This window comes from Acrocarpospora catenulata, from assembly GCF_018476525.1.
Taxonomy (GTDB): Bacteria; Actinomycetota; Actinomycetes; order Streptosporangiales; family Streptosporangiaceae; genus Acrocarpospora; species Acrocarpospora catenulata.
In genome coordinates this window covers 49,164-73,707 of record NZ_JAHCST010000035.1, presented here as the reverse complement: position 1 = coordinate 73,707, position 24,544 = coordinate 49,164, and the positions used below count along the sequence as shown (strand labels likewise).

25 protein-coding genes and 1 tRNA gene are annotated in these 24,544 nt (G+C 67.8%); 9 read left to right on the top strand and 17 right to left on the bottom strand.

The window, feature by feature from the left end; all coding sequences use genetic code 11:
- The first annotated feature begins 190 nt into the window (after nt 1-190).
- Entirely contained in the window at nt 191-883 is a 693-nt protein-coding gene (locus KIP79_RS29130) for a DUF6348 family protein (RefSeq protein WP_214108131.1), read from the top strand.
- A 72-nt stretch (nt 884-955) separates the two neighbouring features.
- On the opposite strand, the gene KIP79_RS29125 is transcribed toward KIP79_RS29130, so the two are convergent.
- Complete coding sequence (locus KIP79_RS29125) at nt 956-2,917, bottom strand: S8 family serine peptidase (RefSeq protein ID WP_214108130.1); 1,962 nt, start codon at nt 2,915-2,917, stop codon at nt 956-958.
- A 419-nt stretch (nt 2,918-3,336) separates the two neighbouring features.
- On the bottom strand, nt 3,337-4,116 hold the full coding sequence (locus KIP79_RS29120) for a hypothetical protein (protein WP_214108129.1): 780 nt from the start codon (nt 4,114-4,116) through the stop codon (nt 3,337-3,339).
- A gap of 354 nt (nt 4,117-4,470) precedes the next feature.
- On the opposite strand from KIP79_RS29120, the gene KIP79_RS29115 reads away from it, so the two are divergent.
- Nucleotides 4,471-4,782 (top strand): hypothetical protein, encoded by a 312-nt coding sequence (locus tag KIP79_RS29115; RefSeq protein WP_214108128.1) that lies wholly within the window; start codon nt 4,471-4,473, stop codon nt 4,780-4,782.
- Nucleotides 4,783-5,288: 506 nt separating this feature from the next.
- Here KIP79_RS29115 and KIP79_RS29110 read toward each other — a convergent pair.
- Nucleotides 5,289-6,104: a CPBP family intramembrane glutamic endopeptidase gene (locus tag KIP79_RS29110; RefSeq protein WP_214108127.1), complete on the bottom strand. Its 816-nt coding sequence runs from the start codon at nt 6,102-6,104 to the stop codon at nt 5,289-5,291.
- A gap of 95 nt (nt 6,105-6,199) precedes the next feature.
- Nucleotides 6,200-6,631 (bottom strand): TIGR03668 family PPOX class F420-dependent oxidoreductase, encoded by a 432-nt coding sequence (locus KIP79_RS29105; protein WP_214108126.1) that lies wholly within the window; start codon nt 6,629-6,631, stop codon nt 6,200-6,202.
- A gap of 87 nt (nt 6,632-6,718) precedes the next feature.
- Between KIP79_RS29105 and KIP79_RS29100 the strand changes: the two genes are divergently transcribed.
- Nucleotides 6,719-7,513: a dioxygenase family protein gene (locus tag KIP79_RS29100; RefSeq protein WP_214108125.1), complete on the top strand. Its 795-nt coding sequence runs from the start codon at nt 6,719-6,721 to the stop codon at nt 7,511-7,513.
- Here KIP79_RS29100 and KIP79_RS29095 read toward each other — a convergent pair.
- The 3 genes from KIP79_RS29095 to KIP79_RS29085 form a co-directional block, all read right to left on the bottom strand.
- The gene (locus KIP79_RS29095; protein WP_214108124.1) at nt 7,506-7,868 is read right to left on the bottom strand and encodes a cupin domain-containing protein; all 363 of its coding nucleotides are present in this window, start codon (nt 7,866-7,868) and stop codon (nt 7,506-7,508) included. The genes KIP79_RS29100 and KIP79_RS29095 overlap by 8 nt on opposite strands.
- Before the next feature lie 25 nt (nt 7,869-7,893).
- Nucleotides 7,894-8,277 carry a Rieske (2Fe-2S) protein gene (locus KIP79_RS29090; RefSeq protein WP_214108123.1) on the bottom strand — a complete coding sequence of 128 codons (384 nt, stop codon included), beginning with the start codon at nt 8,275-8,277 and terminating at the stop codon, nt 7,894-7,896.
- A 119-nt stretch (nt 8,278-8,396) separates the two neighbouring features.
- A complete protein-coding gene (locus KIP79_RS29085; protein WP_214108122.1) occupies nt 8,397-8,885 on the bottom strand; it encodes a hypothetical protein in 489 nt (162 codons plus the stop codon).
- A 145-nt stretch (nt 8,886-9,030) separates the two neighbouring features.
- On the opposite strand from KIP79_RS29085, the gene KIP79_RS29080 reads away from it, so the two are divergent.
- Both KIP79_RS29080 and KIP79_RS29075 read left to right on the top strand, forming a co-directional pair.
- Nucleotides 9,031-9,561, top strand: coding sequence for a peptidylprolyl isomerase (locus tag KIP79_RS29080; RefSeq protein ID WP_214108121.1), 531 nt, complete (start codon nt 9,031-9,033; stop codon nt 9,559-9,561).
- 112 nt (nt 9,562-9,673) lie between these two features.
- Complete coding sequence (locus KIP79_RS29075) at nt 9,674-10,558, top strand: rhomboid family intramembrane serine protease (protein ID WP_214108120.1); 885 nt, start codon at nt 9,674-9,676, stop codon at nt 10,556-10,558.
- A gap of 81 nt (nt 10,559-10,639) precedes the next feature.
- On the opposite strand, the gene KIP79_RS29070 is transcribed toward KIP79_RS29075, so the two are convergent.
- Nucleotides 10,640-10,888, bottom strand: coding sequence for a cell division protein CrgA (locus KIP79_RS29070; RefSeq protein ID WP_214108119.1), 249 nt, complete (start codon nt 10,886-10,888; stop codon nt 10,640-10,642).
- A 246-nt stretch (nt 10,889-11,134) separates the two neighbouring features.
- Between KIP79_RS29070 and KIP79_RS29065 the strand changes: the two genes are divergently transcribed.
- The 3 genes from KIP79_RS29065 to KIP79_RS29055 are packed head-to-tail and all read left to right on the top strand — an operon-like array spanning nt 11,135 to nt 12,480.
- Complete coding sequence (locus KIP79_RS29065; protein ID WP_250214021.1) at nt 11,135-11,746, top strand: class E sortase; 612 nt, start codon at nt 11,135-11,137, stop codon at nt 11,744-11,746.
- A gap of 1 nt (nt 11,747) precedes the next feature.
- The gene (locus tag KIP79_RS29060; protein ID WP_214108117.1) at nt 11,748-11,906 is read left to right on the top strand and encodes a hypothetical protein; all 159 of its coding nucleotides are present in this window, start codon (nt 11,748-11,750) and stop codon (nt 11,904-11,906) included.
- 4 nt (nt 11,907-11,910) lie between these two features.
- Nucleotides 11,911-12,480, top strand: a complete 570-nt coding sequence (locus KIP79_RS29055; RefSeq protein ID WP_214108116.1) for an anthranilate synthase component II — start codon at nt 11,911-11,913, stop codon at nt 12,478-12,480.
- A gap of 263 nt (nt 12,481-12,743) precedes the next feature.
- Here KIP79_RS29055 and pknB read toward each other — a convergent pair whose 3' ends face one another.
- The 7 genes from pknB to KIP79_RS29020 form a co-directional block, all read right to left on the bottom strand.
- Nucleotides 12,744-14,579: a Stk1 family PASTA domain-containing Ser/Thr kinase gene (pknB, locus tag KIP79_RS29050; RefSeq protein ID WP_214108115.1), complete on the bottom strand. Its 1,836-nt coding sequence runs from the start codon at nt 14,577-14,579 to the stop codon at nt 12,744-12,746.
- A gap of 64 nt (nt 14,580-14,643) precedes the next feature.
- Nucleotides 14,644-16,008, bottom strand: a complete 1,365-nt coding sequence (locus KIP79_RS29045) for a serine/threonine-protein kinase (protein WP_214108114.1) — start codon at nt 16,006-16,008, stop codon at nt 14,644-14,646.
- A complete protein-coding gene (locus KIP79_RS29040; protein ID WP_214108113.1) occupies nt 16,005-17,465 on the bottom strand; it encodes a peptidoglycan D,D-transpeptidase FtsI family protein in 1,461 nt (486 codons plus the stop codon). The genes KIP79_RS29045 and KIP79_RS29040 overlap by 4 nt, the downstream gene beginning before the upstream one ends.
- Nucleotides 17,462-18,811 carry an FtsW/RodA/SpoVE family cell cycle protein gene (locus KIP79_RS29035; RefSeq protein ID WP_214108155.1) on the bottom strand — a complete coding sequence of 450 codons (1,350 nt, stop codon included), beginning with the start codon at nt 18,809-18,811 and terminating at the stop codon, nt 17,462-17,464. The genes KIP79_RS29040 and KIP79_RS29035 overlap by 4 nt, the downstream gene beginning before the upstream one ends.
- A gap of 35 nt (nt 18,812-18,846) precedes the next feature.
- Nucleotides 18,847-20,127, bottom strand: a complete 1,281-nt coding sequence (locus tag KIP79_RS49690; protein WP_214108112.1) for a Stp1/IreP family PP2C-type Ser/Thr phosphatase — start codon at nt 20,125-20,127, stop codon at nt 18,847-18,849.
- Nucleotides 20,124-20,588 carry an FHA domain-containing protein FhaB/FipA gene (locus tag KIP79_RS29025; RefSeq protein ID WP_214108111.1) on the bottom strand — a complete coding sequence of 155 codons (465 nt, stop codon included), beginning with the start codon at nt 20,586-20,588 and terminating at the stop codon, nt 20,124-20,126. Before KIP79_RS29025 ends, KIP79_RS49690 begins: the two co-directional genes overlap by 4 nt.
- Nucleotides 20,589-20,605: 17 nt before the next feature.
- Nucleotides 20,606-21,346 carry an FHA domain-containing protein gene (locus KIP79_RS29020; RefSeq protein ID WP_214108110.1) on the bottom strand — a complete coding sequence of 247 codons (741 nt, stop codon included), beginning with the start codon at nt 21,344-21,346 and terminating at the stop codon, nt 20,606-20,608.
- A 108-nt stretch (nt 21,347-21,454) separates the two neighbouring features.
- On the opposite strand from KIP79_RS29020, the gene KIP79_RS29015 reads away from it, so the two are divergent.
- Nucleotides 21,455-21,537 (top strand) — tRNA-Leu (locus KIP79_RS29015).
- A gap of 501 nt (nt 21,538-22,038) precedes the next feature.
- Here the strand turns inward: KIP79_RS29015 and KIP79_RS29010 are convergent.
- Nucleotides 22,039-23,037 (bottom strand): hemolysin family protein, encoded by a 999-nt coding sequence (locus KIP79_RS29010; protein WP_214108109.1) that lies wholly within the window; start codon nt 23,035-23,037, stop codon nt 22,039-22,041.
- Nucleotides 23,034-24,461, bottom strand: a complete 1,428-nt coding sequence (locus KIP79_RS29005) for a hemolysin family protein (RefSeq protein ID WP_214108108.1) — start codon at nt 24,459-24,461, stop codon at nt 23,034-23,036. The genes KIP79_RS29010 and KIP79_RS29005 overlap by 4 nt, the downstream gene beginning before the upstream one ends.
- Nucleotides 24,462-24,544: the final 83 nt, after the last annotated feature.

Genomic DNA, 24,544 nt, shown 5'->3' with positions numbered 1-24,544 from the left:
GCGCGAAGTCGAAGACATCGGCGGACTGACGGAAGTAGGGGTGGATCTCGATAGGGAGGCCACGTTGTTACCCCCCACCCGAAAGCCCCGGCTGGAGACAGCTGGATCGCCTCTTGGTAATCGTGGTGACTCGTATCTGCCAGTCCGGTACGGTCTGCCCCGCGATATGTCAGCAGAAGAGAGGGTCGGCATGGATGGCGAGCGCCTGCCGGATGAGGTGGTTCGGCGGATGACGGCTCTGCGGTTGTCCGACGTGACGGGCAAGCCCTGGCAGGTCGAGGGGAGCCTGGTCAAGGGGCCAGGAAGCGTTGCCGTCATGCTTGGCGAGAATCACTCCGATCATCCCGGCCATTTCGATCTCGATTTCGTCTTCAACGTCAAGCGGCCCGCGGACACCACCATCAGTGACTGCGTCGTCGGGTATGGTGCCACTGCCGAGCAGGTCGCAGACCGGGCGATCCAGATCTGGCTGGAAACCACCGGCAGCGCCCTGCTCGAACTCCTCGCCCAGGATGGCTCGTTAGCCACGCATATGGCCTCCGACCACCCTGAGGGGTTCCCGGGCTGGCATGTCATCCACGGGGGAATCATTGGCTGGGGCACCGGTGAGAATCTCGAAACCGTACAGCGCTGGGCCGTGGGCAATCTGCTCCTGCCCCGGCTGGCCCCGGTGCTGAGCGGCGGGTTCGAACGCGACTACCTGATCGGGATCAAGGCGTTCTTCGGCGGCGGCGAGGGCACCGAGACCGCCGAGATCCGGGTCAACGGCGTCCACCACGAGGCGGCCTCACAGGTCTTGGCCGGTCTTGAGTGGCCTCGGCCGACCGATGGTATGTCCTACGCCCGGACGTTCATCCTGCTTGTGGGGAACGAGACCGTCTGACGATCGTCTCGTGATGCCGAGATCCGGCGGCGGTCCGAGGGTGTGGCCTCGGACCGCCGCCGGAGGCGGGTTCTAGTTGAACATGAAGTTCGCCGTGTGGGTGGTGCCGTCGATCAGGGTGACCTCCAGGCGTCCGCACGTCTTCGCCAGGGACTTCTCCGTCTTCCAGACGTACTGGTACTGCATGGCGGACGGGTCGTAGGTCAGGGAGCTCGAACCCGCGGTGACCGTCTGCTCGGTCACCTCGCGCGGAGCCGAGGTGTCGCACGACGTCGCACGCAGGGCGGGGGAGCCCGCCGCGAGGATGGACAGGCCCTGGTCGCCGCCGAGGCCGAACTTGAGCGGTACGGCGCTGCCGGCCTTCACGACGTTGACCTTGTCGACGTTGACCGGGGCCGTGAAATCCTGCCAGTCGAAGACCACCTGATAGGTGACGCTGACCGGGGCGGTCTGGTTGCCGGCACGGTCCCGGGCGCCGGAGCAGGTGGCGGTGAAGTGGCCGACCTTGGGCCCGCCGGTGACGGACAGCGTGGCGGACTGAGCCACGCCGCTGTCGGCGTCGGTCGTCGAGCAGGCAGGGGTCACCGGCTTACCGAGGGTGATCTGCTCGCCCTGGCTGACCCCGGTGACCTTGACGGTGGGCGGTGTCACGTCCTCCGCCTCGGTGACTGCCTTGTACGCGTTGACCAGGCCGTACCCGAAGAAGCCGTTGACCGCGGGGTTGGCCGGGTCGAGCTTGCAGCGGCCCTGGGTGTAGTCGGTGCCCGAGGTCGGGCAGGCGAGGGGGATGGCCTGCTTGCGCAGGAGTTCGGCGATGTAGTCGGGGGTGGCTCCAGGGTGCTTGGAGACCAGGAGCGCGGCGACGCCGGCCACGTGGGGTGAGGCCATCGAGGTGCCCGACAGGGTCCGGTAGCTGCTCACGCCGGTGGAGGGTGAGGTGGAGTAGATGCTGGATCCGGGGGCGGCCACGTCCACGACTCCGAGTCCGAAGCTGGAGAAGGACGAGCGGGCCGGTTGGGTGGTCAGGCCGGGGGACCAGGGTCCGATGGCGGTGGCGGGGGCGGTGGGCTGGGTGGTGGAGGAGACCGTGACCACGCCGGGCATCTCGGTCGGCAGGTTGAGGCAGCTGGGGTCCAGGTCGCGCCGTACGGGGGTGGTGTCGTCCGGGCTGGTGGTGTCGACGGTCTTGTTGGCCAGGTCGTGGTTTTCGTTGCCGGCCGCGGCGACGTTCAGGATGCCGTGTTCGGTGGTGTAGGCGACCGCGCGCCGGACGGCCTCGACGACCGGGGCCTGGTCGGGCTGGCTCTCGCACCAGTACAGCCAGGGGTCGACGTAGTAGCTGTTGTTGGTCACCTGGATGTCGTGCTCGGCCGCCCAGATGAAGCCGCAGATCGCGTACTCGGGGAAGATGTAGCCGTCGGGGTTGACGACCTTGATGGAGGCCAGTTTGACGCCGGGTGCGACGCCGACGATGCCGACGTTGTTCTTGGCGGCGGAGATGGTGCCGGCCACGTGGGTGCCGTGGTAGTCGGCGGTGATGCTGGTGGGCCGCCACGCGCCGGGCGTGGTGTCGGGGGCGCCGGTGCCGACGCAGTTGACCGACTTGGACTGGTCCACCACTGGGGCGAGGTCCTGGTGGTTGGCGTCGATTCCGTCGTCGAGGACGCCGACGGTGACGGTGGCGCTGCCCAGGTTGACTTCGTGGGCGGCGCGGGCGCCGATGAGGATCATGTCGCTCTGCCGGGTCGCGTTCTCCATCGCGTCCGGCGTGTACGCGTCGAGTTCCTCGGTCATGGCGGGCAGGGCCGCGGTCCGGGTGGCTCCCGCGGAGCTGACGGCGTCGCCGTGCGCGACGGTCTTCACCTTCTGGGCGAACGTGGGATCGGTGGAGCGTGCGATGACCACGCCGATCTGCGCGTAGGAGATCATCACCTCGCCGCCGGCCTCGGTCACCGCAGCGGCGGCACCCGCCGTATGTCCTTTGTCGACGGCGTTGACGACGTAGCTGAGGTTGGGGCCGGCTGCGGCCGCCACCGCCGCGGACGGTACGAGGACCGCACCGATCGCGGCTACGACGGAGGTTGCTGCTGTGACGATGAGGGCGTGTCTGCCCGACCTAGAGATCATTCCAGGCCTTTCGGGGGGATAGTGGCAAGGGCCACACGATCTTGAGCGCGCCTCCTGTTAGCTACGAGAGGCCGGTGACCATAGTTGATGATTTTTCGCTTTTGTCATAGATAGGTCGAGATTTGCGACCAATGTGTGACATGTCCGTGTCTGTCGCGAGCCCAGGTCAGCCCTTGATCGCGCACACCAGGTCGTCGGGGGTGAACTGCGACGGATGGGGTTCTAGCCGGCGCTGGACACGACCCAGACCAACACAATCTCGGTGGGTGGGCAAGGCCGTCGACACTGGCTTCGGCCCGCCGAAGCGGCAGACCCTTCGCTGCTGATCAGGACGTGGGTCTTACGAACAGCGCGCGCGGTCCGGGCCGGCGAGTTCGTCTCTGTCGACGACTGCGCACAGTGTCGTTCCTGCCCCAGACCAAGGGCTGGAGTTCGGCGGGTGTGCTGGGCGCGTTTTCGGTGGCGAGTATCTCGCCGCGGGAGGTTATGGCGATGGAAACTCGCTGGCGGAAGTCGGAGAAGGTCTGTACCTCACCGTCGCTGCGACAGAGTTCCCATTTCGGGCATTCCAGCTCGGTATATGACATTCCCTTGTGCACATAATCATGCATTGTGGCCACCGAGACGGCCCAGCGACGGAACAGCGAAGACGAAGCCCGCACGGTGAGCAGCCCACCCGGCTGGTCCACCTCGGCGGCCCGACCATCTGGTTCGGGACGCCACTGCCGCCACCAGGTCCGGTCGGCCTGCCGGATGCGCGACTCGTTGACTGCCAGGTCGAGACCCCAGGTATGCCATCGGACGGTCCCAGACGTAGTCCCTGGTACGGCGAAGCGCCGGCTGAGCCGCAGGGCGGTCCGCGCTGGTAGATGCGTGAGGTCTGCGGGAACGAGGGCGATGGGGCTGCCTTGTTCGGCGTCGAACGGGTTGGGATCGATGAATCGCCGATCGATGATCACAACGGTGTCGGGTTGCCGTTGAAAGGACAGGCCCCACAACAGGCGGCTGAGCAGGAGCGCGCCGTGCGGGTCGGAGAGGATGTGCCAGGTCTGGTGGTAGAAGTTCGTGGAGAACCGGGCGCGGGTGCCGGGCCGGAGGGTGATCAACGTGTAGTCCCGGCCATCGGCCCGGAGGTGGCCTCGATGAAGCTTGAGGCGGTCTCCGGTCTGGCGGGTGTTGGATGGCCTGGGGTGCTTACGCACAACTCACCACGGTCTGTCCCTCCTCCTCGTTGATCTCATGAAAGCGTGTCGCGTACACCCTTCTCAACGGGATTTCGGAGAGGGGCACCCATGTGAAACGCCGCCTCCCCGATTTCGGAAGGCGGCGTTCGGGCTTGACAGACCATTAGCCCACCGGAACCAACGTCCCGGCCCCAGGCGAATGCCTTACACAATCACGGTTGTGCAAGGCACCCTGCCCGATGGTGTTAGCGGTTTCGATCGACCGGTCTAGCGCCCGTGGACCCGGTACTCGCCGTGCCGCCGGTGTTCACCGTGTCGCCGGTGCTCTCGCTCCATCCGGTGCTCTCGCTCCATCCGGTGCCGGCGCTGCTCTCGTTCCATCCGCTCTCGGTGCCGGCGGTGCTCTCGTTCCATCCGCTCTCCGTGCCGGCGGTGCTCTCGCTCCATTCGCTCTTCGTGCCGCCGGTGGTGGTCCCCGTTCATCCGGTCTCCGTGCCTCCGGCCGTCTCCATTGTCGTGCCGGTTCCTTCGTTCGCGTTCGCGAGGATCTGGTGGCCTCAGCGGGGACTGGGCGTTCGTAACGGTTGACGCGCTGGTGGATGTCGTGCTCGTCGGACTCTGCGCGGCTGACGCTTGGGATGCCTGGGCCATCACCAGGGTCGCGGCTCCCATGAGCGCCGCGCTCAGCAGTGATAGTCGCTTACCGTCCATTAGCGTCTCCTCCTGGATTCGCCTGACGTTTCCTACATATCCATCGTCTACATGGTTTTCGAAGGGCGTCCAGAGACGCTGGCAGGATTTAGCGGAAGGGAGGTACAAGCTATATGATCGTTTACGCGCCGTTCCAAACGCTAATCCGGAAGTTCGATTCTCTGGGGCTCCGCAGCGGGAAACATCTCGTTTTCCGATTTTAGAAACGGGCGGGCACGACTAACTATGCGACTAAACCTTCCGTCGGCCCCAGAGGTGCCGGTCCATCGCCGCGGTGCTGTACCCGGTGAGTACAGTGGAGGCAAGATGACGCCAAAGTCCAGGTACTCAGGTGCATTCCAAGACCGATGATCGGTCAAGGATGCATAGTCTGGCGCGCCAGGTCAGGCGGCGTGGTTGCCGCTCAGCGTCCGCGATCCCCACACGACCGTGACGGCTATCGCCGCGAACGCGATGAGCAGGCCCGCGATACGGACACCCTCATACGGATACCCATCCGGACCGAAGTCCAGGAACGGGCCGATCCAAGCGAGATTCGACAGGCCGTGCGCCAGCGCCGCGGCGAACACGCTCTTCCCCGTGTTGTTGTAGATCCAGGTGAAAATGACTCGCATCCCCACCGATCCAACAACCCACCAGGCGATCCAGCCCGCGGACCGGCCTGCCTGAACCAACGGCAATAGGTGCCAGAGTGCCCATACCAACCCCAGCAGAACCGAGGCCGGGAGTGCGCCCCATCGGTTCTGCATCGGGTCAATGGCGTATCCCGACCAGCCCAGCTCCTCACCAAGCCCGGCGACAAAGAATGCCAGGAATGCCACCAGCGTGCCCAGGACGGGGAACCGTGGCTCTGGAGCAGGTAATCCCGCGAGGCGCATGACACCATAGGTCAGCACAAAAATGCCGGGCAGCAGCAGAACAATCGGCAAATACCAGATCTTCGCCTTGATCTGTTTGAAATCGAAAGACCTGCGCAGCAGCCTGGCCACGCCTGCGGTTCCATCTTCCCGGTAGACAAGAATCGCGGCCGCCGCCACCGGACACACAATCATGAGCGCAGCCACCGGAAGGTCCGCCGATAACTGCCCTTGCGTCACCGCCCCGACCACCCAGAACGGAACAGAAAGAGCAAAAAGCAACAAGAAAAAGTTTAGCGGTGACCTGGCCCGCCGCCCGATCCCATCCGCGACTTCGGCCATTCCACCGCCTCCATTGGATCGCCCAGATTCTACCTGTCCCATCCCTGCAGCCAGCCGTCATGCCAAGGCCCCAAGACAGAGTCCATCGGCGGCGGTCACCGGGGCACTCCATCGTGCCCGGCGGCCTGGTAGGACCAGCCTTGCCATCGCTCGACGGTGATCAGGACGAGGGGGCCCTGGGGTGGGGTTTCGGCGTACTGGGGGTAGCGGGTGGTCAGGCGGGTGAGCCACTGGGCGGGTGGGTCGTGGGAGATGGTGGCCCGGCCGTCGGCTCGGGACCACCAGAGTTGGGTCCAGTCTTCGTCGTAGTGGTCGACCAGTACGGATACCCGGTCATTTTGGGCGATATTTCGTAGTCTGCGTAGGTTTTGGGTTCGTTTGGGTTTGTGGTCGATGGCGAAGGCGATCTGGTTGGAGTGCAGGGCGAAGACGATCGGGACGAGGTGGGGTGTTCCGGAGGAATCAGCGGTGGCCAGGTGGGCGGATCTGGCGGTGGTGAACTTCTCGCGGGCGGCGTCAGGGGTCATCGGAGGGCCCGTAGAGCGGAATCTGATGCGGATGTCATCGGATTCTCAGACAAGGCCGCCAGGCTGGAAGCCGAAAGGGAGGTGCCCATGGACGATCACGATAGAGGGCTGGCATTCGACCTGGCCAAGATAATCGGGCGGCGTGGCGCGCTGGGGCTGCTGGGCGGAGCCGTACTGGCGGGCGCGGTGGCCTGTGCCGCTGGAGACAACAGCGGGACGGCCGCGGCCAGTGGTGACCAGACGCGGAGCAGCGGTGGGGCCGCCGCCGAGGAGATCCCGGACGAGACGGCGGGGCCGTACCCGGGGGACGGGTCGAACGGGCCGAACGCCCTGACCCAGAGCGGCGTCGTACGGGAGGACATCCGGGCCAGTTTCGGCTCGGCGTCAGGGGTCGCCGAAGGGATTCCGCTCAACATCGAGCTGACCGTTCAGAAGGACGGCGCGGCCTTCGCGGGGGCGGCGGTCTACCTCTGGCACTGCGACCGCGAGGGGCGGTACTCGATGTACTCAGAAGGGGTGACCGGGGAGAACTACCTACGCGGCGTCCAGGAGGCGGACGAGAACGGAATCGTGCGGTTCACCAGCATTTTCCCCGGCGCGTACGCGGGCCGCTGGCCGCACATCCATTTCGAGGTGTACGGCAGCCTCAACGAGGCCACCACAGCCGCCGAGAGCGTGAAGGTCACCCAGCTCGCCTTCCCGGAGGACGTCTGCACGACCGTCTACGCCACCTCCGGCTACGAGCAGAGCGTCACCAACCTGGCCAACTCCTCCCTGGAGAGCGACAACGTCTTCGGCGACGGCTACCAGACCCAGCTCGCCACGATGTCCGGCGACCTCACCGCCGGTTACACCGCGAAACTCGACGTCCCGCTCACGTGACGGAGAACCCGGGCACCGACGGCCACCGTACGGTGAGCACCACCGAGTCCTCCTCGGCGCGCCAGGAATGATCCACCCCGTGCCCCCACACGACATAGTCCCCCTGCTCGGCCAGCAGGACGCTCCGGCCGGGAAGTTCCACCCGGAAGCGCCCGCTGACCAGGATGAGCAGGGCGGTGCGGTACTCGCCGGTGACCCACTGGGCGCGTTCGTCCCCGGCGGGATGAACGCCCCATTTGATCTCGACGTCCTTGCTGTGCCGCACCTCGGAAGGGGGTTTGAAATGACCGAGCAGCCACCCCCGGTCCATGGCCGAGTCCACGTTCGCATTGCCCACATACACGTTGTCCGTCACGAACGGTGACCGTACCAAGGGCCGGTCACGCCAGGCGGATCGATCCCTTCTTCACCGAGATCTTCTTCTTGGGCAGGGCGCGCTCGGCCGGCCCGGACACCACCCGTCCGTCCGAGATGGAGAACTTGCTGCCGTGGCACGGGCAGTTGATGGTCCGCCCGCTGACCGAGGCCACCGTGCACCCCTGGTGGGTGCACTTGGCGGTGAAGCAGCGGAAAACTCCCTTCTTCGGCTGGGTGACCACGTACTTCTTCTTGATGATTTTCCCGCCGCCGACGGGGATGCTCGACGTCTTGGCGAGGAAGATCCCTTGCGCGGCCTCGGTGGCCCCGGCGGGCCGGACGAGGGTGAGGGCGGCGGCGAATCCACCCGCGAGGCCCCTGAACACGAACTTACGGCGTGACTCCATAAACGGTGCCCTTCACACGAACACGGATGCCTCCGTACGAATGAACGGAACCCAGGAGAAACTGGTTCAACAAAAATGTACGGCCGGAGCCCGCCCCGGCCGTACCCCCAAGCGAAGCGCTACTTGGTCATGGGCCGCGACATCTCCTCGGCCTGCTGACGCGACTCCTCGGCGCTCTCCTTCATCACGTCCGCCCAGTGCCGGGCGTTCCGCCGGTACATGAGGAATCCGACGGCCCCCAGCGCGAGCCCGCCGAGGAACACCATCATCGGCCACATACCCCGGCCGCGCACCGGCATGGGCGCCGGATCCACCCGCCGCGCCGCCTGCGACAACATCGAGCTGAGCCGCGGCGCGAGTTGGTCCTCGACCGTGTGCGCCGCCTGGTCTAGCCTGGGTGCGGCCCACAACCTGACCTCCTCGATCCGGCTGTAGGTGCCCTCCCGGGCACTGCTGGCCAGATCACGGGCGCTCATGGCCATGTCGCGGGCGCTGCTGGCCATCGGGCCGACCCTGTCGGCCGCCCGTACCGCCTGGGCCTTCACCCGGCCCATCCGCGTCTCGGGCATGACTACGGTGACGCGGCGTTTTCTCATTTTCAGGGACACGGCAACCTCCCCCTGTCGTTGGGGCCCTGTGACGACCCTTCCCGCCTGACTGGGCGCCAATCCTGAACAGTTGCCGGTGGCGGCCTCGATACCCTGTCTTCGGACAATGCACACCGAGACCTGAACACCAAGGGGGCGGCCTCCGATGGCTGAGAACCTCATCGCGAATCTGCGCACCAACCACGGCACGATTCGCGTCAAACTGTTCCCGAACCAGGCGCCCAAGACGGTGCGCAACTTCGTGGAACTCGCCGAGGGCACCCGGGAGTGGACCCACCCGGAGACCGGCGAGAAGACCAACGCCCGGCTGTACGACGGCACTATCTTCCACCGGGTCATCAGCGGCTTCATGATCCAGGGCGGGGACCCGCTGGGCCAGGGCATCGGCGGCCCCGGCTACGAATTCGACGACGAGATCTACCCGGAGAACATCTTCAACCGGCCCTATCTGCTGGCCATGGCCAACGCCGGCAAGCGTTTCGGCAAGGGCACCAACGGCTCGCAGTTCTTCATCACCGTCGGCCCGACGCCCCACCTGAACCTGGGCCACACCATCTTCGGTGAGGTCATCGAGGGCAAGGAGGTGGTCGACTCGATCGCCACCACCGAGACCGACGGCCGGGACCGGCCGCTCAAGGACGTGGTGCTGGAATCGGTCACCATCGAGCGCTCCTGAGGCTCCACGCCCAGAGCCTGACGCTCGGCTGACACGGACGCCGCCTCGCCGGCCGGGGCGGGGTGGCGCGTCCGTGTGGCAGTCTGTGGATAGACCCCTGCGGAAGGACCCCATGACCACTCAGCAACCGCCGACCCAGCCGGGGGCGGGAGCGGTCCCCACCTGCTACCGGCACCCCGACCGCGAGACCTACGTGCGCTGCCAGCGCTGTGACCGGCCGATCTGCCCCGACTGCATGCGTGAGGCGGCGGTCGGCTTCCAGTGCGTGGAGTGTGTCCGCGAGGGCAACCGCGATGTGCGGCAGGCCAAGGCCGTCTTCGGCGGCGGCGCGGTGACCGTGCCCCGGGTGACCTGGACGCTCCTGGTCATCAACGTGCTCGCCTACTTCGCGGAGTTCGCCCTCGGCAACAGCTTCGTCAACCAGTTCAACACCTCGCCGGGCCACGTGGCCCAGGGCGAGTGGTACCGGCTGATCACCGGGGCGTTCCTGCACCTGCCCCCGACCAGCACGTTCGCGATCACCCACATCCTGTTCAACATGTGGGCGCTGTACGCGATCGGCCCCGAGCTGGAACGCCGCCTCGGGCACCTGCGCTTCCTGGCGCTGTACCTGCTCTCCGCGCTGGGCGGTTCGGTGGCGGTCTTCCTGGCCAGCGTGTACCCGGCGGTGGGCGCCTCCGGCGCGATCTACGGCCTGTTCGCCGCGCTCTTCGTGGTCTCCCGGCGGCTCGGGTACGACGCGCGTGGCGTGCTCTGGCTGATCGGCATCAACGTGGTGCTGACCTTCGTCGTCGCCGGGATCAGCTGGCAGGGCCACCTGGGCGGCCTGCTGGTGGGCGGCCTGGTGGCGCTCGTCTTCGCGTACGCGCCGGAGCGGAACCGCACCGCGGTGCAGCTGGGCGGTACCCTGGTGATTCTCTTGGTCCTCGTCGCGACACTGGCGCTCGGAGAGCCGTACGCGTTGATCGCGGAAGTGCAACGGCGATACGGCGGGTGAGTCGGCCGGGGCCGGGCTGGTTTCCCCAGGCTGTGGATAAAGCCTGTGGAAAGTTTCAGCCCGGCACGCCCCGCTGCCGTGCTACCGCCACTTGGTGGACAGCACCACGCCGAAGATGAGCAGGCTGAACCCGATGAGCAGGTTCCAGTTGCCGAGCGCCCCGAAGACCGGGCCGGTGTTGCCGACGACGTAGTACGCGGCGATCCAGCCGATGCCGAGCAGCCAGGACGCCACCATGACCGGCGCCAGCCAACGCGGGCTGACCTTGACCGTGGTCGTCTTCTGCGGCGGTGTGTAGACGGCCTTCTTGCGGACGTGGGATTTGGGCACGGGAGTTCTCCTGATAATCACCCGCGCTGTCTTGCGGGTTTGCCAGTAAGCGTACGCGAGCGAAGTCCGGAGTAAGAATAGTCGGGCCTGCCCCTGAGGGCCATTCCACGGCAGGCTGCATCTCGATACGCCCTGGCCCCCAGGGCAAACAAATCGCCAACGCGGGCCCGTTCGCCGGTCGCCGGGATGCCGCCGCACGTACGGTGGTACACCGCGACACAGGAGGGAGCGCGTGCCGTGCGGGTGATGCTGCGGACGTTCGGTGAGGTCAGCATCACTCTCGGTCTGGTGCTGCTGCTGTTCTGCGCGTACCTGCTCTGGGGGACCTCCGCGTACACCGAACGCCACCAGGAGGAGCTCCAGCGGCAGTTGGCGGAGGGCCCGCCGGCCCGGGAGGAGGCGCTCGGCAGGATCCGGCTGGGCCGGGCGCTGGCGCTGATCCGCATTCCCCGGCTGGGCGCGGACTACAAGTACGCCATCGTCGAGGGCATCGACGCCGAGCACCTCCGGCAGGGCCCCGGCCACTACCCCGGCACCGCGCTCCCCGGCCAGATCGGAAATTTCGTGGTATCGGGCCACCGGACGACGTACGCCGCGCCTTTCAACCGGCTCGACGAGCTCCGCCGGGGCGACGACGTGATCATTGACGCCCGGGAGGCCCGCTACACCTACCGGGTGACCGGGGTGAAGATCGTGCTCCCCACCCGGGTCGACGTCATCGACCCGGTCCCGGAGCACCCGGGCAAACGCCCCACCCAGGCCCGGCTCACCCTCTCCACCTGCCATCCCGAATACTCCGCCAGGGAACGCCTCATCGTGTACGGCGTGCTCGCCACCACCCAGGAACGACGTACCTAGCATGTACCGATTCATCTGGCGCCTGCTGCCCGGCGGCCTGCCCGCCAAGCTGATCACCGTCCTGCTGCTGGTCACCCTGGCCGCCGCCCTACTCTGGTACCTGGTGTTCCCCTGGCTGGAACTCCACGTGCCGTTGGACCAGGTGACCGTCGGAGGGTGAGCGGGTGCGCGTCCTGGTGGTGGACAACCACGACAGCTTCGTCCACACGATCGTGCAGTACCTGCGCGAGCTCGGTGCCACCTGCGACGTCCGCCCCCGCGACCAGGTCACCCTCCAGGACACCGCCGGCTTCGACGGCGTGCTCGTCTCCCCCGGCCCCGGCACCCCCGAAGCCGCCGGGGTCAGCGTCCCGCTGGTCCGCCACTGCGCCGGCCGCGACCTGCCGCTGCTCGGCGTCTGCCTCGGCCACCAGGCCATCGCCATCGCGTACGGGGCGAGCGTGGCCCGCGCCCCCGAGCTCATGCACGGCCGCACCAGCCGGATCAGCCACGACGGCCGCGGCGTCTTCCGCGATGTGCCCACCCCGGTGACCATGACGCGCTACCACTCGCTCGCGGTCGTCCCCGGCACGGTGCCGCCGGAGCTTACGGTGAGCGCCACCACCCCCGACGGCACCATCATGGGCCTGCGCCACCACACCGCCCCGATCGAGGGCGTGCAGTTCCACCCCGAGTCGGTGCTGTCCGAACACGGCCATCGACTGCTCGGAAACTGGCTCCGACAAATCATGTAACGCCCGACATGTCGGCAACGACATCACAATGAGGGTTTCCGCCATTGCCCCCGAGTGGCGGAAACCCTCTGTGTCATGGCGATGCTGCGCATCGCGGCGAGGGCGCTCAGGTCCGGTGCCTTCCCTCCTCCGCTCTGGTCGCTGCGCTCCCGGCGCTCCGTCAGTCCAGGCACCGGCGCGCCCTCGGGGCAAGTGGCTTCGTCACGAAATTGGGTGCCGTGAATAGGAAGAACCCCTCCCCCGCTCGGGGGAGGGGTTCTCGGTTAGCCGTTGGGGTTGTCGCCGATGGGGACGTCGCCGGGGTCCGTGACGTCGGGTGGGAAGCCGCCGTCGTCCGTCGGGGTGTCGTCCGGGGTCGGTTCCGCCGACGGGCCGCTGGAGACGACCAGCGTGATGGTCCGGCCCGGCGGGTGCTTGCTCCCGGCGGCCGGGGCCTGGTCGATGACCTGACCGGCGACCACCGAGTCGCTCGGCTGCTGCACCAGCTTCACCCGGAAACCGGCCTGCTCCAACGTGCTCTTGGCCTCCTCGGCCAGCAGGCCCACCACGCTCGGCAGCTCGATCAGCTCGGTCGGCAGCGTCAGCCGGACCTTGCTCTCCTTCGGCGCCTCGGTGCCCGGCGCCGGCTTGGTCTCGATCACCTTGCCCTGCTCGGACGTGGAGTTCTTGTACGTCACCGTCCACGAGAAGCCCGCCGCCTGGAGTTCGGCCTGCGCCTCCTCCAGCGTCTTGCCGATCACGTTCGGCACCTGCATGGTCTCCACACCCTTGGAGACCATCAGCTTGATCTCGCTGCCCTTCTCCACCGAGCTGCCAGGACCGGGATCGGTGCTGATCGCCCGGCCCTTCTTGATGTCGGGGTTGAACTCCTGCACCGGGGTGACCTTCAGCCCGAGCTCGGTGAGCAGCTTCTCCGCCTCCGCCTGTGGCTGGTTCTCCACGATCGGCACGTCGACCTTGTCGGTCGTGGTCGGTCCGCCGGGGGAGCTCAGGAACTGGTAGCCGATCAGGATGAAGGAGGCGATGACCAGCAGCGGGATGAGGATCCAGGCCGCCGTCTTGAGCGCGGTGTTCCCGGTGTTGCGCTGCCGGTGCCGGTCGCTGCGGCTGCCCCGCTCCTCCTGGCCGTACTCGTACGGCTCGATGTGCCGGGTGCCCTGGGTGGGCGGGCCGCCGGCGGCCGTCATCGCCCGGGTGCGGTCGGCCCCGGCGTACTGGCCGTAGTTGTTGGCCAGCGCCATCGTCTGCGGGTCCATCGGCATGCCCTGGACCGCGCGCTGGATGTCGGCGCGCATCTCGGCGGCGCTCTGATAGCGGTGCACCGGGTCCTTGGCCATCGCCTTCAGCACGATCGCGTCGCACCACTTGGGGATGTCCGGGTCGATCCTGGACGGCGGGATCGGATCCTCCCGCACGTGCTGGTAGGCGATCGCGACCGGCGAGTCCCCCGTGAACGGTGGCTGGCCGGTGAGCAGCTCGTAGAGCACGCACCCCGTCGAGTAGATGTCGCTGCGCGCGTCCACCCGCTCGCCCCTGGCCTGCTCGGGGGAGAGGTACTGGGCGGTGCCGATCACCTGCGCGGTCTGGGTCATGGTGGCGGCCGAGTCGGCCATCGCCCGGGCGATGCCGAAGTCCATCACCTTGACCTCGCCGTTGCGGGTCACCATGATGTTCGCCGGTTTGATGTCCCGGTGCACGATCCCGCCGCGGTGGCTGTAGTCGAGCGCCCGCAGGATGCCGTCCACCAACTCCGCCGCCCGCTCCGGCATGAGCCTGCGGTCGGCCCGGAGCAGGTCGCGCAAGGTACGGCCGTCCACGTACTCCATCACGATGTACGGCACGGGCGTGCCGTCCGTCATGTCCTCACCGGTGTCGTACACCGCGACGACCGCCGGATGGTTGAGGGACGCGGCGGACTGCGCCTCGCGCCGGAACCTGGCCTGGAAGGTATGATCCCTGGCCAGATCAGAACGGAGCGTTTTGATCGCGACGATGCGGTCCAGCCGGATGTCCCGGGCGCGATACACCTCGGCCATGCCGCCACGCCCGACGACGCCGTCGAGTTCGTATCGACCGCCGAGTAGCCGTGGCTGAGTCATTTCCTGCACTGTCCCTTGCCGTTCATCTTGGGGTGCCGCCGATGTCCATCATCGACCCCGTACGTCATGGCGTCTCCTCAATCGAGAGGCTTGCGGCGCTTGGGGTTAATGAGGGGCTTGGAGTCTCGCTCGGGGATGGAGTCTCACTGGGCGTCGGGGTCGGGGTGGGTGTCGGGGTCGGAGACGGCGACGGGCTCTCCGAGGGCGAAGGCTCCGTCGTGCTTACGGTAGCCGACGGCGAGCGCGACGGACGGGCCGACGTTACTGTAACCGGGGGTTTGGAAGCCTTCGGAGTGGGTTTCAGGCTCGGGGATGGCACTTCCGAGACCTGAATCACCTCGGCCGTCGGCGGCGCGCTCTCCGGCGGCTCGCCGCCCCCGAACCGGGCCAACGCGAACGAGCCCAGCCCGACCGCGGCCACCACCAGCGCCGCCAGGGCCACCACCCGGCCATGCCGGCGAGGGGGTGGCGGCGGGAGCGGCAGCGGGGTGATCCGGCCGGTCGGACCGCCCGTCGGCGGGGAGCCCACCCGCCGGACCGCGAACCCGGACGGGTCGGTCAGCGTGCGCAACTCGGTGCTCAGCCCCGTGTTCAGCTCGGTCGGGCCGCCCCCCGCCAGGGTGTCCTTCAGCACGAGCGCCCGGTCGCCGAGCTCCCGGGCGCCGGCCGGCCGCATCGCCGGATCCTTCGCGAGCATCGCCGCCACCAGGGCGCGCACCGGCGGCGGCACGCTCTCGGGCAGCGGGGGCGGCGGGTCGTTCAGGTGGTGGAGCGCGATCGCCACCTGCGTCTCGGCGATGAACGGCGGCCGCCCGGCCAGGCACTCGTAGGTCACCACGCCCAGTGAGTAGATGTCGGTGGCCGGGGTCAGCCGGGTGCCCGAGGCCTGCTCGGGGCTGACGTACTGGGCGGTGCCCAGCACGGTGCCCGTCTGGGTCACCGGCGCCGCCTCCAGCGCCCGCGCGATGCCGAAGTCGGTGATCTTCACCTGGCCGGACTCGGTGATCAGCAGGTTGCCCGGCTTGATGTCCCGGTGGATGATCCCCGCCCGGTGCGCCGCCTGCAGCCCGCGCGACGCCTGCGCCACCACGTCCAGGGTGACCTCGGCGCTGAGCCGCCCGTTGCGGGCCAGGATGGCCGACAGCGGCTCCCCGTGCACCAGCTCCATCACCAGGTAGGCGGTCTCGTCGTCCTCCTCGCCGTAGTCGAAGACCTGGGCGATTCCCGCGTCGGCCAGCCCGGCGGTGATCCGCGCCTCGCTCCGGAACCGCTCACGGAAGGCGGGATCGGCGGCCACGTGCGCGCGGAGCAGCTTCACCGCGACCTCGCGGTGGAGCAGCTCGTCGGTGGCCCGCCACACCTCGCCCATGCCGCCGGCGGCGATACGGGCGGTGAGCCGGTAGCGGTTACCGAGCAGCGGGTGACTCATTTGGACTGGAGCACCGCCTGCAGGACCTCCCGGGCGATCGGCGCCGCGGTGTGGCCACCGGTGGCCTCGTTGCCGGCGCTCCCGGACTCGATGAACACGCAGACCGCGACCTCCGGGTCGTCAGCCGGGGCGAACCCGATGAACCAGGCGTGCGGCGCGGGCGCGTCACCGGCCTCGGCGGTGCCGGTCTTGCCGGCCACGCTCACGCCCGGGATCTGCGCCGAGGTCGCGGTGCCGGCCTGCACCACCGAGACCATCATCTGCTTGAGCTTGTCGGCCACGTCGGCGCTGACCGCCTCCGACAGCTCGTCCGGACTGGCCTCGTCCAGCACCCCGCCGTCCGGGCCGACCACCTTGTTGATCAGGTACGGCTTCATCACGGTGCCGCCGTTGGCGATGCCCGCCGCGACCAGCAGCATCTGCAGTGGGGTCATCTGGTTGTTCCGCTGCCCGATGGACAGCTGGGCCAGCGCGGCCAGCTCCTCCTCCGGGCCGATGTCGCTCTTGGCGACCGGCAGGGTGAACGGGACCGGCTCCCCCATCCCGAACTTGGCCGCCTGCTCGCGCATCTTGTCCCAGCCCAGCTCCATGCCGAACTTGGCGAAGGGGGTGTTGCACGAGCGCTCCAGCGCGTACCGCAGCGTCACCTGGCCGCCGCCACAGGCGGCGCCGCCGTAGTTGGGCAGGCCCACCGTGGTCTGCGGCAGGTCCAGTACCTGGGGGGCGGCCACCATCGTCTCGGGTCCGCGGCTCGGATCGTCCTCCAGGAACTCCGCCGCGGTCACCACCTTGAACGTGGAGCCCGGCGGGTAGGTCCGCTCGGTGGCCCGGTTGAGCAGCGGGTGCTGCTCGTCCGCGTCCAGCTTGTTGTACGCGTCCGCCACCTTGCCCTTGTTCGGCAGGGCCAGCGTGTTCGGATCGTACGTCGGCAGCGAGACCATGACCTGCACGGCGCCGGTCTTGGGGTTCATCGCCACGATGGCGCCCCGCTTGCCGCTGGCCCGCAACTGGTCGTAGGCCACCTTCTGGGCCCGCGAGACCAGGGTCAGGTCCACGCTGGCGCCCTTGGGCGGCTCGTTGCTGATGAAGTCGATGGCCCGGCGGACCAGCAGGTCCGGGTGGCTGCCGTCCAGGTACTTCCCGGCCGCCGCCTCGATGCCGCGCGAGCTCTCCGGCGCGAAGAAGCCGAGCACGTGCGCGTACATCTTCCCGTCGGGGTACTCCCGCTCGAAGCGGAACTCGCTCTTGGTGTCCACCGTCTTGGCCAGCGTGGTCTTGCCGTCGTCGGCGGTGATCCAGCCGCGGTCCACGCTGTAGCGGGCGAAGAAGGCGCGCTTGTTGCGGGAGTCGTTCCGGTAGTCGTCGGCCTTCACCGCGCCGAGGTAGTTCACGTTCGCCATGAGCAGGCCGAACATGACCAGGCAGGCTATGGCGGCGCGCTTGAGAGTACCGTTCATCGCTGGAACACCTGTGTCAGTCCTTCGTCCTGGATCGCCTGGGGCGGGGGCCGTCGGGCCGCATCCGACATGCGTACCAGCAGGGCGATAAGGATCCAGTTAGCGAGCAGGGCGGATCCGCCGGCCGACATGAACGGCGTGACCAGGCCGGTGAGCGGGATCAGGTTGGTGACACCGCCGACGATGATGAACACCTGCCAGGCCAGGATGAAGGACAGGCCGCCCGCCAGCAGCTTGGAGAATGGGTCCCTGGCCGCGATGGCGGTGCGCAGGCCGCGCTCGACGATCAGCGCGTACACCATCAGCAGCGCCATCAGGCCGGTCAGGCCCAGCTCCTCGCCGGTGGCGGCGAAGATGAAGTCCGAGAACGAAAGCGGGATCTCCTTGGGGTGGCCTTCGCCGAGGCCGGTGCCAAGGATGCCGCCGGAGCCGAGGGCGAACAGGCCCTGCATGAGCTGGTAGCTGCCGCCGAGCTCGCGGTCGTAGAGCTCGGGGGACTCCGGGTTCAGGAACACCTCGAACCGGGCCGCCACGTGGTCGAAGATCTGCCCGGCCAGGATCGCGCCGCCCAGGAAGAGCAGCACGCCGATGAGCACCCACGAGGTGCGCTGGGTGGCGACGTAGAGCATCACGATGAACGTGCCGAACAGCAGCAGCGAGCTGCCCAGGTCCTTCTGCAGGATCAGCACGGCCAGGCTGAAGCCCCAGGTGATCAGAACCGGGCCGAGGTCACGGGCCCGGGGCAGGTCGATGAAGAGCAGCCGCCGCCCGGCCAGCGCCAGCACGTCCCTCTTGGCGACCAGGTATCCGGCGAAGAACACCACCAGCGCGAGCTTGGCGAACTCCGAGGGCTGGATGCTGAAGCCGCCGATGCCGATCCAGATCCGGGCGCCGTTGATCTCCTTGCCGATGAACGGCACCAGCGGGAGCACCAGCAGCCCGAGGCCGACGAAGCCCAAGGTGTAGGTGAGGCGCTGCAAGGCGCGGTGGTCCTTCAACACGATCAGCGTCGCGGAGAACATGACCACGCCGAGCGCCGTCCACATCAGCTGGTTGGTGGCGGAGGCGCCCCCCTGGCCGGTCTGCTCGATCCGGTAGATCATCACCAGGCCGATCCCGTTGACCAGCGTCACCAGCGGCAGCAGCAGCGGGTCGGCCCACGGCGCGAACCTGGCCAGCACCAGGTAGGCGGCGAGCATCAGGCCACCGAGGCCGAGACCGTAGGTGAGCATGCCGGCCGGAATCTGGCCATTGATGCCCAGGCCCACGCTGGCGTACGCCCCCATCACGATCACGATGGCGAAGGCGAGCATGAACAGCTGCGCCCCCCGCCGTTTCGCGGTCATGGGGACGGGCGCGACCTCGACTCCCGGTGTGGCCGTCACTTACCCGACTCCGTCGGGGAGGGGCTGGCCGCGGGCTCGGTGTCGTCCGCGGTCTTGACGGTGCCCTGCAGCGCCAAGATCCGATCCTTTCCGGCTTGCAGGCTGTCGACCACGATGTTGCCGCGGACCCGCGCCTGCTCCACCGGCGGCAGCGCGGACACCGACAGCTTCGGGTCGTGCACCACGTGCTTGAGGGAGACGAATCCGAGATCCGCGTCGACGCCCTGGAAGACGACCAGCCGGTCGCCCTCCGCGCCGACGTAGAACTGGTCCTGGGTCCACTGATAACCGTAATAGCCGCCGAGCCCAAGCGCGGCGGCGATAACGGTAAGCAGGGTGACCACAAGCGGCCACGATCGTTTCTTCCTGGCCCGGCGGCCGGACGCGAGCGCCTCCGGCCGCGGACTCTCGTCCAGGTCCAGGTCGGTGATCACCGGTTGCGGGGCGGTCGCCGTGGCCGCCCGGCCGGCCGGTGTGTCCGGCGAAGGCGAGCGCATCCGGCCGGACCCGGCCGCACCCACCACTGCCGCGGCGTGGTTGAGCGCCGGCACGTCGTCGCTCTCGACGACGTCGGCCAGCACGCAGGTGATGTTGTCCGGCCCACCGCCCCGGTTCGCCAGGTCGATGAGCTGGCGCACCACGTCCTCCGGATCCTCGATCGTGGAGAGCGTGTGGTGCAGGGTCTCGGCGCTGACCACGGTGGACAGGCCGTCCGAGCAGAGCAGGTACCGGTCGCCCAGCTGGGCCTCCCGGTCCTGCAGGTCGGGGTCGACCTCGCCGCTGCCGTCCAGGGCGCGTAGCAGGATCGAGCGTTGCGGGTGGTTGGCCGCCTCCTCCTGGGTGATCCGGCCATCGTCCACCAGCGACTGCACGAGTGTGTGGTCGTGGGTGATCTGGTACAGCTCGTTGTTGCGCAACAGGTAGGCACGTGAATCGCCGACGTGCACCAGCGCGAACCTGGCGCCGTTCCACAACATCGCGGTGAGCGTGGTACCCATGCCCTTGAGGCTCGGATCGCGGGCGACCATCGTGTGCAGCTGATGGTTGGCGTCACGGACCGCGGCCTCGATCGTGCCGAGCAGATCACTCCCGTAGGCGTCCTTGTCCAAGGACGACAGTGCGGCGATGGCGACCGAGCTGGCCACCTCGCCGTGAGCATGCCCGCCCATGCCGTCGGCGACGGCCAGCAGGCGGCCGCTAGCGTACGCCGAGTCCTCGTTCCCTTCGCGGAGGAGGCCGACGTCCGAGCGGGCGGCGTAGCGGAGTGCGATTGTCATTTGCGCAATTCGATGACGGTCTTGCCGATGCGTATCGGGGTTCCGAGAGGCACCGGCGTCGGGCGGGTCACTTTGGAACGGTCAAGATACGTGCCGTTGGTGGAACCGAGATCTTCCACGATCCACTGGCCGTCCTGGGGGAAGAGCCGGGCGTGCCGGCTCGATGCGTAGTCGTCGCTGAGGACGAGCGTGGCGTCAGTCGCCCGGCCGATGGTGATGGGCGTCTCCGTGAGGTTGATGATGGTCCCTTGCAGAGGGCCACCCGTGACGACCATTTGACGAGGTTCCCCCCTCTTGGGCTTTGACACCGGTTTCGCCGGTTTGGCGGGCTTCCGTGGCGATGCCGGGGCCGTACGTGGACCGAACAAGTCTGTCCGGATCACACCGACCGCGGCAATGACAAAGAACCAGAGCACCGCCAGAAAAGCGAGCCGGATCAGCAGCAGCGTGAGCTCGGACATGGACCGTTTGTCTACCTTTAATCGCGCCGGAACACCAGAGTCGTGCGACCCAGTGTCACCCTCGTCCCGTCCTGCATCTCGATCCTGCGGACCGGTTGCCCGTTGACGAAGGTGCCGTTCGTGGAGCCGAGATCAACCAGGACCACTTGCTGACCTTCGACCCGTAGCTCGGCATGATGCCGCGATACGCCCGGATCCACCAGCCGTAGATCACAATCGGTACCCCGGCCGAGCAAAGTGACCGGAGTGGTCAGCTCGTAGGACCGCTGGCCCTGCGGATCGTCCTGGGTGGAGACCAGCAGCCGGGGATGCCCGCCGAACGCGCTCTGCCGGCCGACCGGCACATCGCTGACCGGCTGGCGGATCTCGTCCTGTTCAACCGTCGCGCCGCGGATCACCCCGGACCTGATCCGGAACAACCCCACCGCCAGGTCTTCAGCGGTCTCGAAGCGGACCCGGACCGGGCCCACGAACGAGTACCCCTGCTCCTTGGCGTACTCCCTGGCGAGATTGGCAAGTTCGTGGCTGATGCTGTCGGCGTACACCTCCAGCCGTTCGCTGTCGGTCGTGGACAGCTCCACCACGAAGTCGTTCGGCACGAGCGTGCGGCCCTGAGCGACGATCGCGGCGCGCTCGTCCATCTCTCGCTGGACGGCACTCGCGACCTCGACCGGTTGAAGGTCGGACTTGAACGCGCGTGCGAAGGCGCCTTCAACCAAGCCTTCGAGCCTGCGCTCGAAGCGCTGAAGGACTCCCACCGGTTACCTCCCTTCCTCCATCGTCTACAGGGATCGTATCCGGGTTCAGTAGCACTGGCGGTTCCGTGCTAACCTTTCACAGCACCCGAAGACGGGGGCACCCGCAAGGGGCAAGTGGCGGAATGGCAGACGCGCACGGTTCAGGTCCGTGTGTCCGAAAGGACGTGGGGGTTCAACTCCCCCCTTGCCCACGAACGACCGGCCTTGGCTGTTTGGAAGCTTCGCTTCCTTCCCGCCAGGCCGTTCTTTGTTTGTACGGGGGGGCGACCCCCCGAACCCCCCGATGTGGGGGGCTCTGCCCCCCACGCCCCCCGGCTCGTTGCCCTCTTGGGGGGTAAAATTGGTTGCCGGGTTGGCTTGTAGGTCATGTGGGTGCCCTCGCGCTTCTTGTTCCTGGTGCCCGTTGTATCTGTGATTCGTTTGGTTGCGGGCTTTGGTTTTTTTGCTGATGCGAGGGTTGTCCGCATCTTTGCGAATCCGTTGCCTTTGGTGCGTGTGACCTGGTGGGTGCGAGGTTGCTGCGGTGTCGGTGGGGTCAGTCTGGTGATCGCGGCTTTCAAATTGCTAGCTGGTTGCTTGCGAGGCCGTCTTCATTCGAATGCCGCGGACAACGCCCGGCTGCCACGGACAACGCCCGGCCCCTCCTCGCACCCCGGCAGTGATGACCTAAGAAGGCAAATGGTTCAGATGGTTCAGACGGTCAGTAGTTGTGCGGTGAGTGTGTTGAGGCTGATCACCCCTACGGGACGGCCGACTTGGTCGGTTACGGCCGCTAGGTGGGCGTGAGCGTCCTGGAGGGTGGTCAGGGCGTCGGGGATGGTGGCGGTGGCGGGGATGTGGGGCGCTGGGGTTACCAAGGTCGCCAGAGGGGTGGCGGGGTGGATGAGGGTGTCTCGGAGGTGGAGGACGCCGCAGATCCGGTCGTTCTCCGTAACCAGCATGCGGAGATTTCCTGTGGCGGCGGCCAGGTCGTGAATCTCGTGGGCGGGGGTTGTGGAACGCACGATGGGGGCCTCGGTCAATGGGGTCATGAGGCGGCCCACCGTCTGGGTCTGCGCGCGCAGAGCTCGGGTGAGCAGGTCATGTTCGTTGCGGTCGAGCATGCCCATGCGACCGGATTCGGCGACCAGAACGGCCAGCTGGTGGGGGGTGCGGGTGGTTGCCAGCTCGTCCTTGGGTCGTACGCCGCAGGCGCGGAGCAGAGCGTTGGTGAGTCCGTTGAGGCTGGCCAGAACAGGTCGAACCAGCCAGACGAAGCCGCGGAACGGGATAGCCAGGGCCAGAGCCGACTGTTCGGGGTGGGTGAGGGCCAGCGACTTGGGTGCCATCTCACCGACCACCATGTGCAGGAAGGTGACGATGGCCAGGGCCACCACATAGGAGAGAGCGGTCTGCACGCCCGCGGGCAGCGCCCCCAGAAGGGGTTCCAGCAGATGGTGGATGGCGGGCTCGGTAACCATGCCGAGGCCCAGCGAACACAGCGTGATGCCCAGCTGGGCGCCGGCCAGCATGATCGAGAGTTGTCGGCTGGACCGAACCGCGGCACGGGCCGCCAGCCGGGCCATACGGCCGCTTGAGGCCTCTTCCAGGCGGTGACGCTTGGCGGAGATCACGGCGAACTCGGCGGCCACGAAAACGCCGTTGAGCACGAGCAGGACGATGCCGAGCAGGATCGCGGTCAGGCTGTTCACGCGGGCCTCCCCTGGAAGAGCGCCGAGAACAGCTCAGGGGCGTAGTCGGCCCCCGCACCGCCCACCGGTGGGGAATCCTCAGGCTGGAGGGGGGCCTCCGGAACACCCAGCGAGAGCCGTACCCACTCGGGCACGCGGCGATGGACCTGAAGAACGGTCAGCTGTGCGTGCGGCGCGGGGGACTCGTCCTCCAGGATGTCGGTTTCCGTCAGCGTCGGAACGGTGACGGTGTCCCCGGTTTCGGCCATCCGGCCGAGTTCGGCGAGGATCAGGCCGCCGATGGTCTCGTACTCCTCGCCCTCGGGAAGCTCCACCCCCGTGGCGCGCTCGACCTCGTCGATGCGGAGGGTGCCGGGCACGTCCCAGGAGCCGTCGGCGTTGGCGCGCACCCCCAGCGGCTCGGGGTCGTTCTCGTCGACCAGCTCGCCGACCAACTCCTCGGCCAGGTCCTCCATCGCGACCACGCCGGCCAGCCCGCCGTACTCGTCGATGACGCAGGCGAAGGTGTCGTTGCCGACCATGCGCTTGAGCAGCTCGGTGACCGGCAGGGTGGCCGGAACCAGCAGCGGCGCGCGGGTGATGTCGCTGATGGTGCCCGCACCGGGGGAGCGCAGGTACTCCAGCAGCCCGGTGACGCCCACCACGTCGTCGTCACCGTCGTCGCCGAGGACGGGGTAGCGGGAGTGCCCATGCTCCCGTACGGCCTCCAGCAGGTCGCCGACCGGATGGGAGGCCCGCAGCCAGACCACCCGGGTCCGCGGGACCATCACCTCCTCGGCGGTCCTGTCACCGAACTCCAGGGCGCGTTCCAGCAGTTCGGCCAGGCGCGACGGCAGCTCGCCGGCGGCGCTGGACTCGGCCACGATGCGGGACAGCTCCTCCGGGGTGGCGCCGTGCTCCAGCTCTTCGACCGGCTCGATCCCGGCCAGCCGGACCAGCCGGGTGGCGGCGGAGTCGAAGAGACGGATCACCGGACCGGCCACCTTCAGGTAGATCAGCGTGACGCGGGCCAGCGCGGTCGCCACCTGCTCAGGACGGGCGATACCAAGGTTCTTGGGGGCGAGTTCCCCAAGAATCATTTGCACAATGGTCGCGATCGCCACACCGATTGCCACGCTCACCCCGGGCACCGCCCCCGCGGGCAGGCCGAAGTCCTCCAGCGGGACGCGGATCACGTCCGCGATGGCGGGCTGGGCGATGAAGCCGACCAGCAGGGTGGTGACGGTGATGCCCAGCTGGGCGCCGGACAACATGAACGACAGACGGCCGGTGACCTCGACCGCCCGGGCGGCGGCCGGATCGGCCTCGGCGCGCTCGCGCAGCATGGTCCGGTCGGCGGCGACGTAGGCGAACTCCTGGGCCACGAAGAAGCCGGTGGCCAGGGTGAGCAGAAGAACAGCGAGGAGACCGAGGGCGATGCTCATCAGGCACCGGCCTCACGGGAACCCGTGCGCAGGCACGGGCCGGTACTCCAGGGGTCCGAAACGGACACGATGGTCCTTTCAAC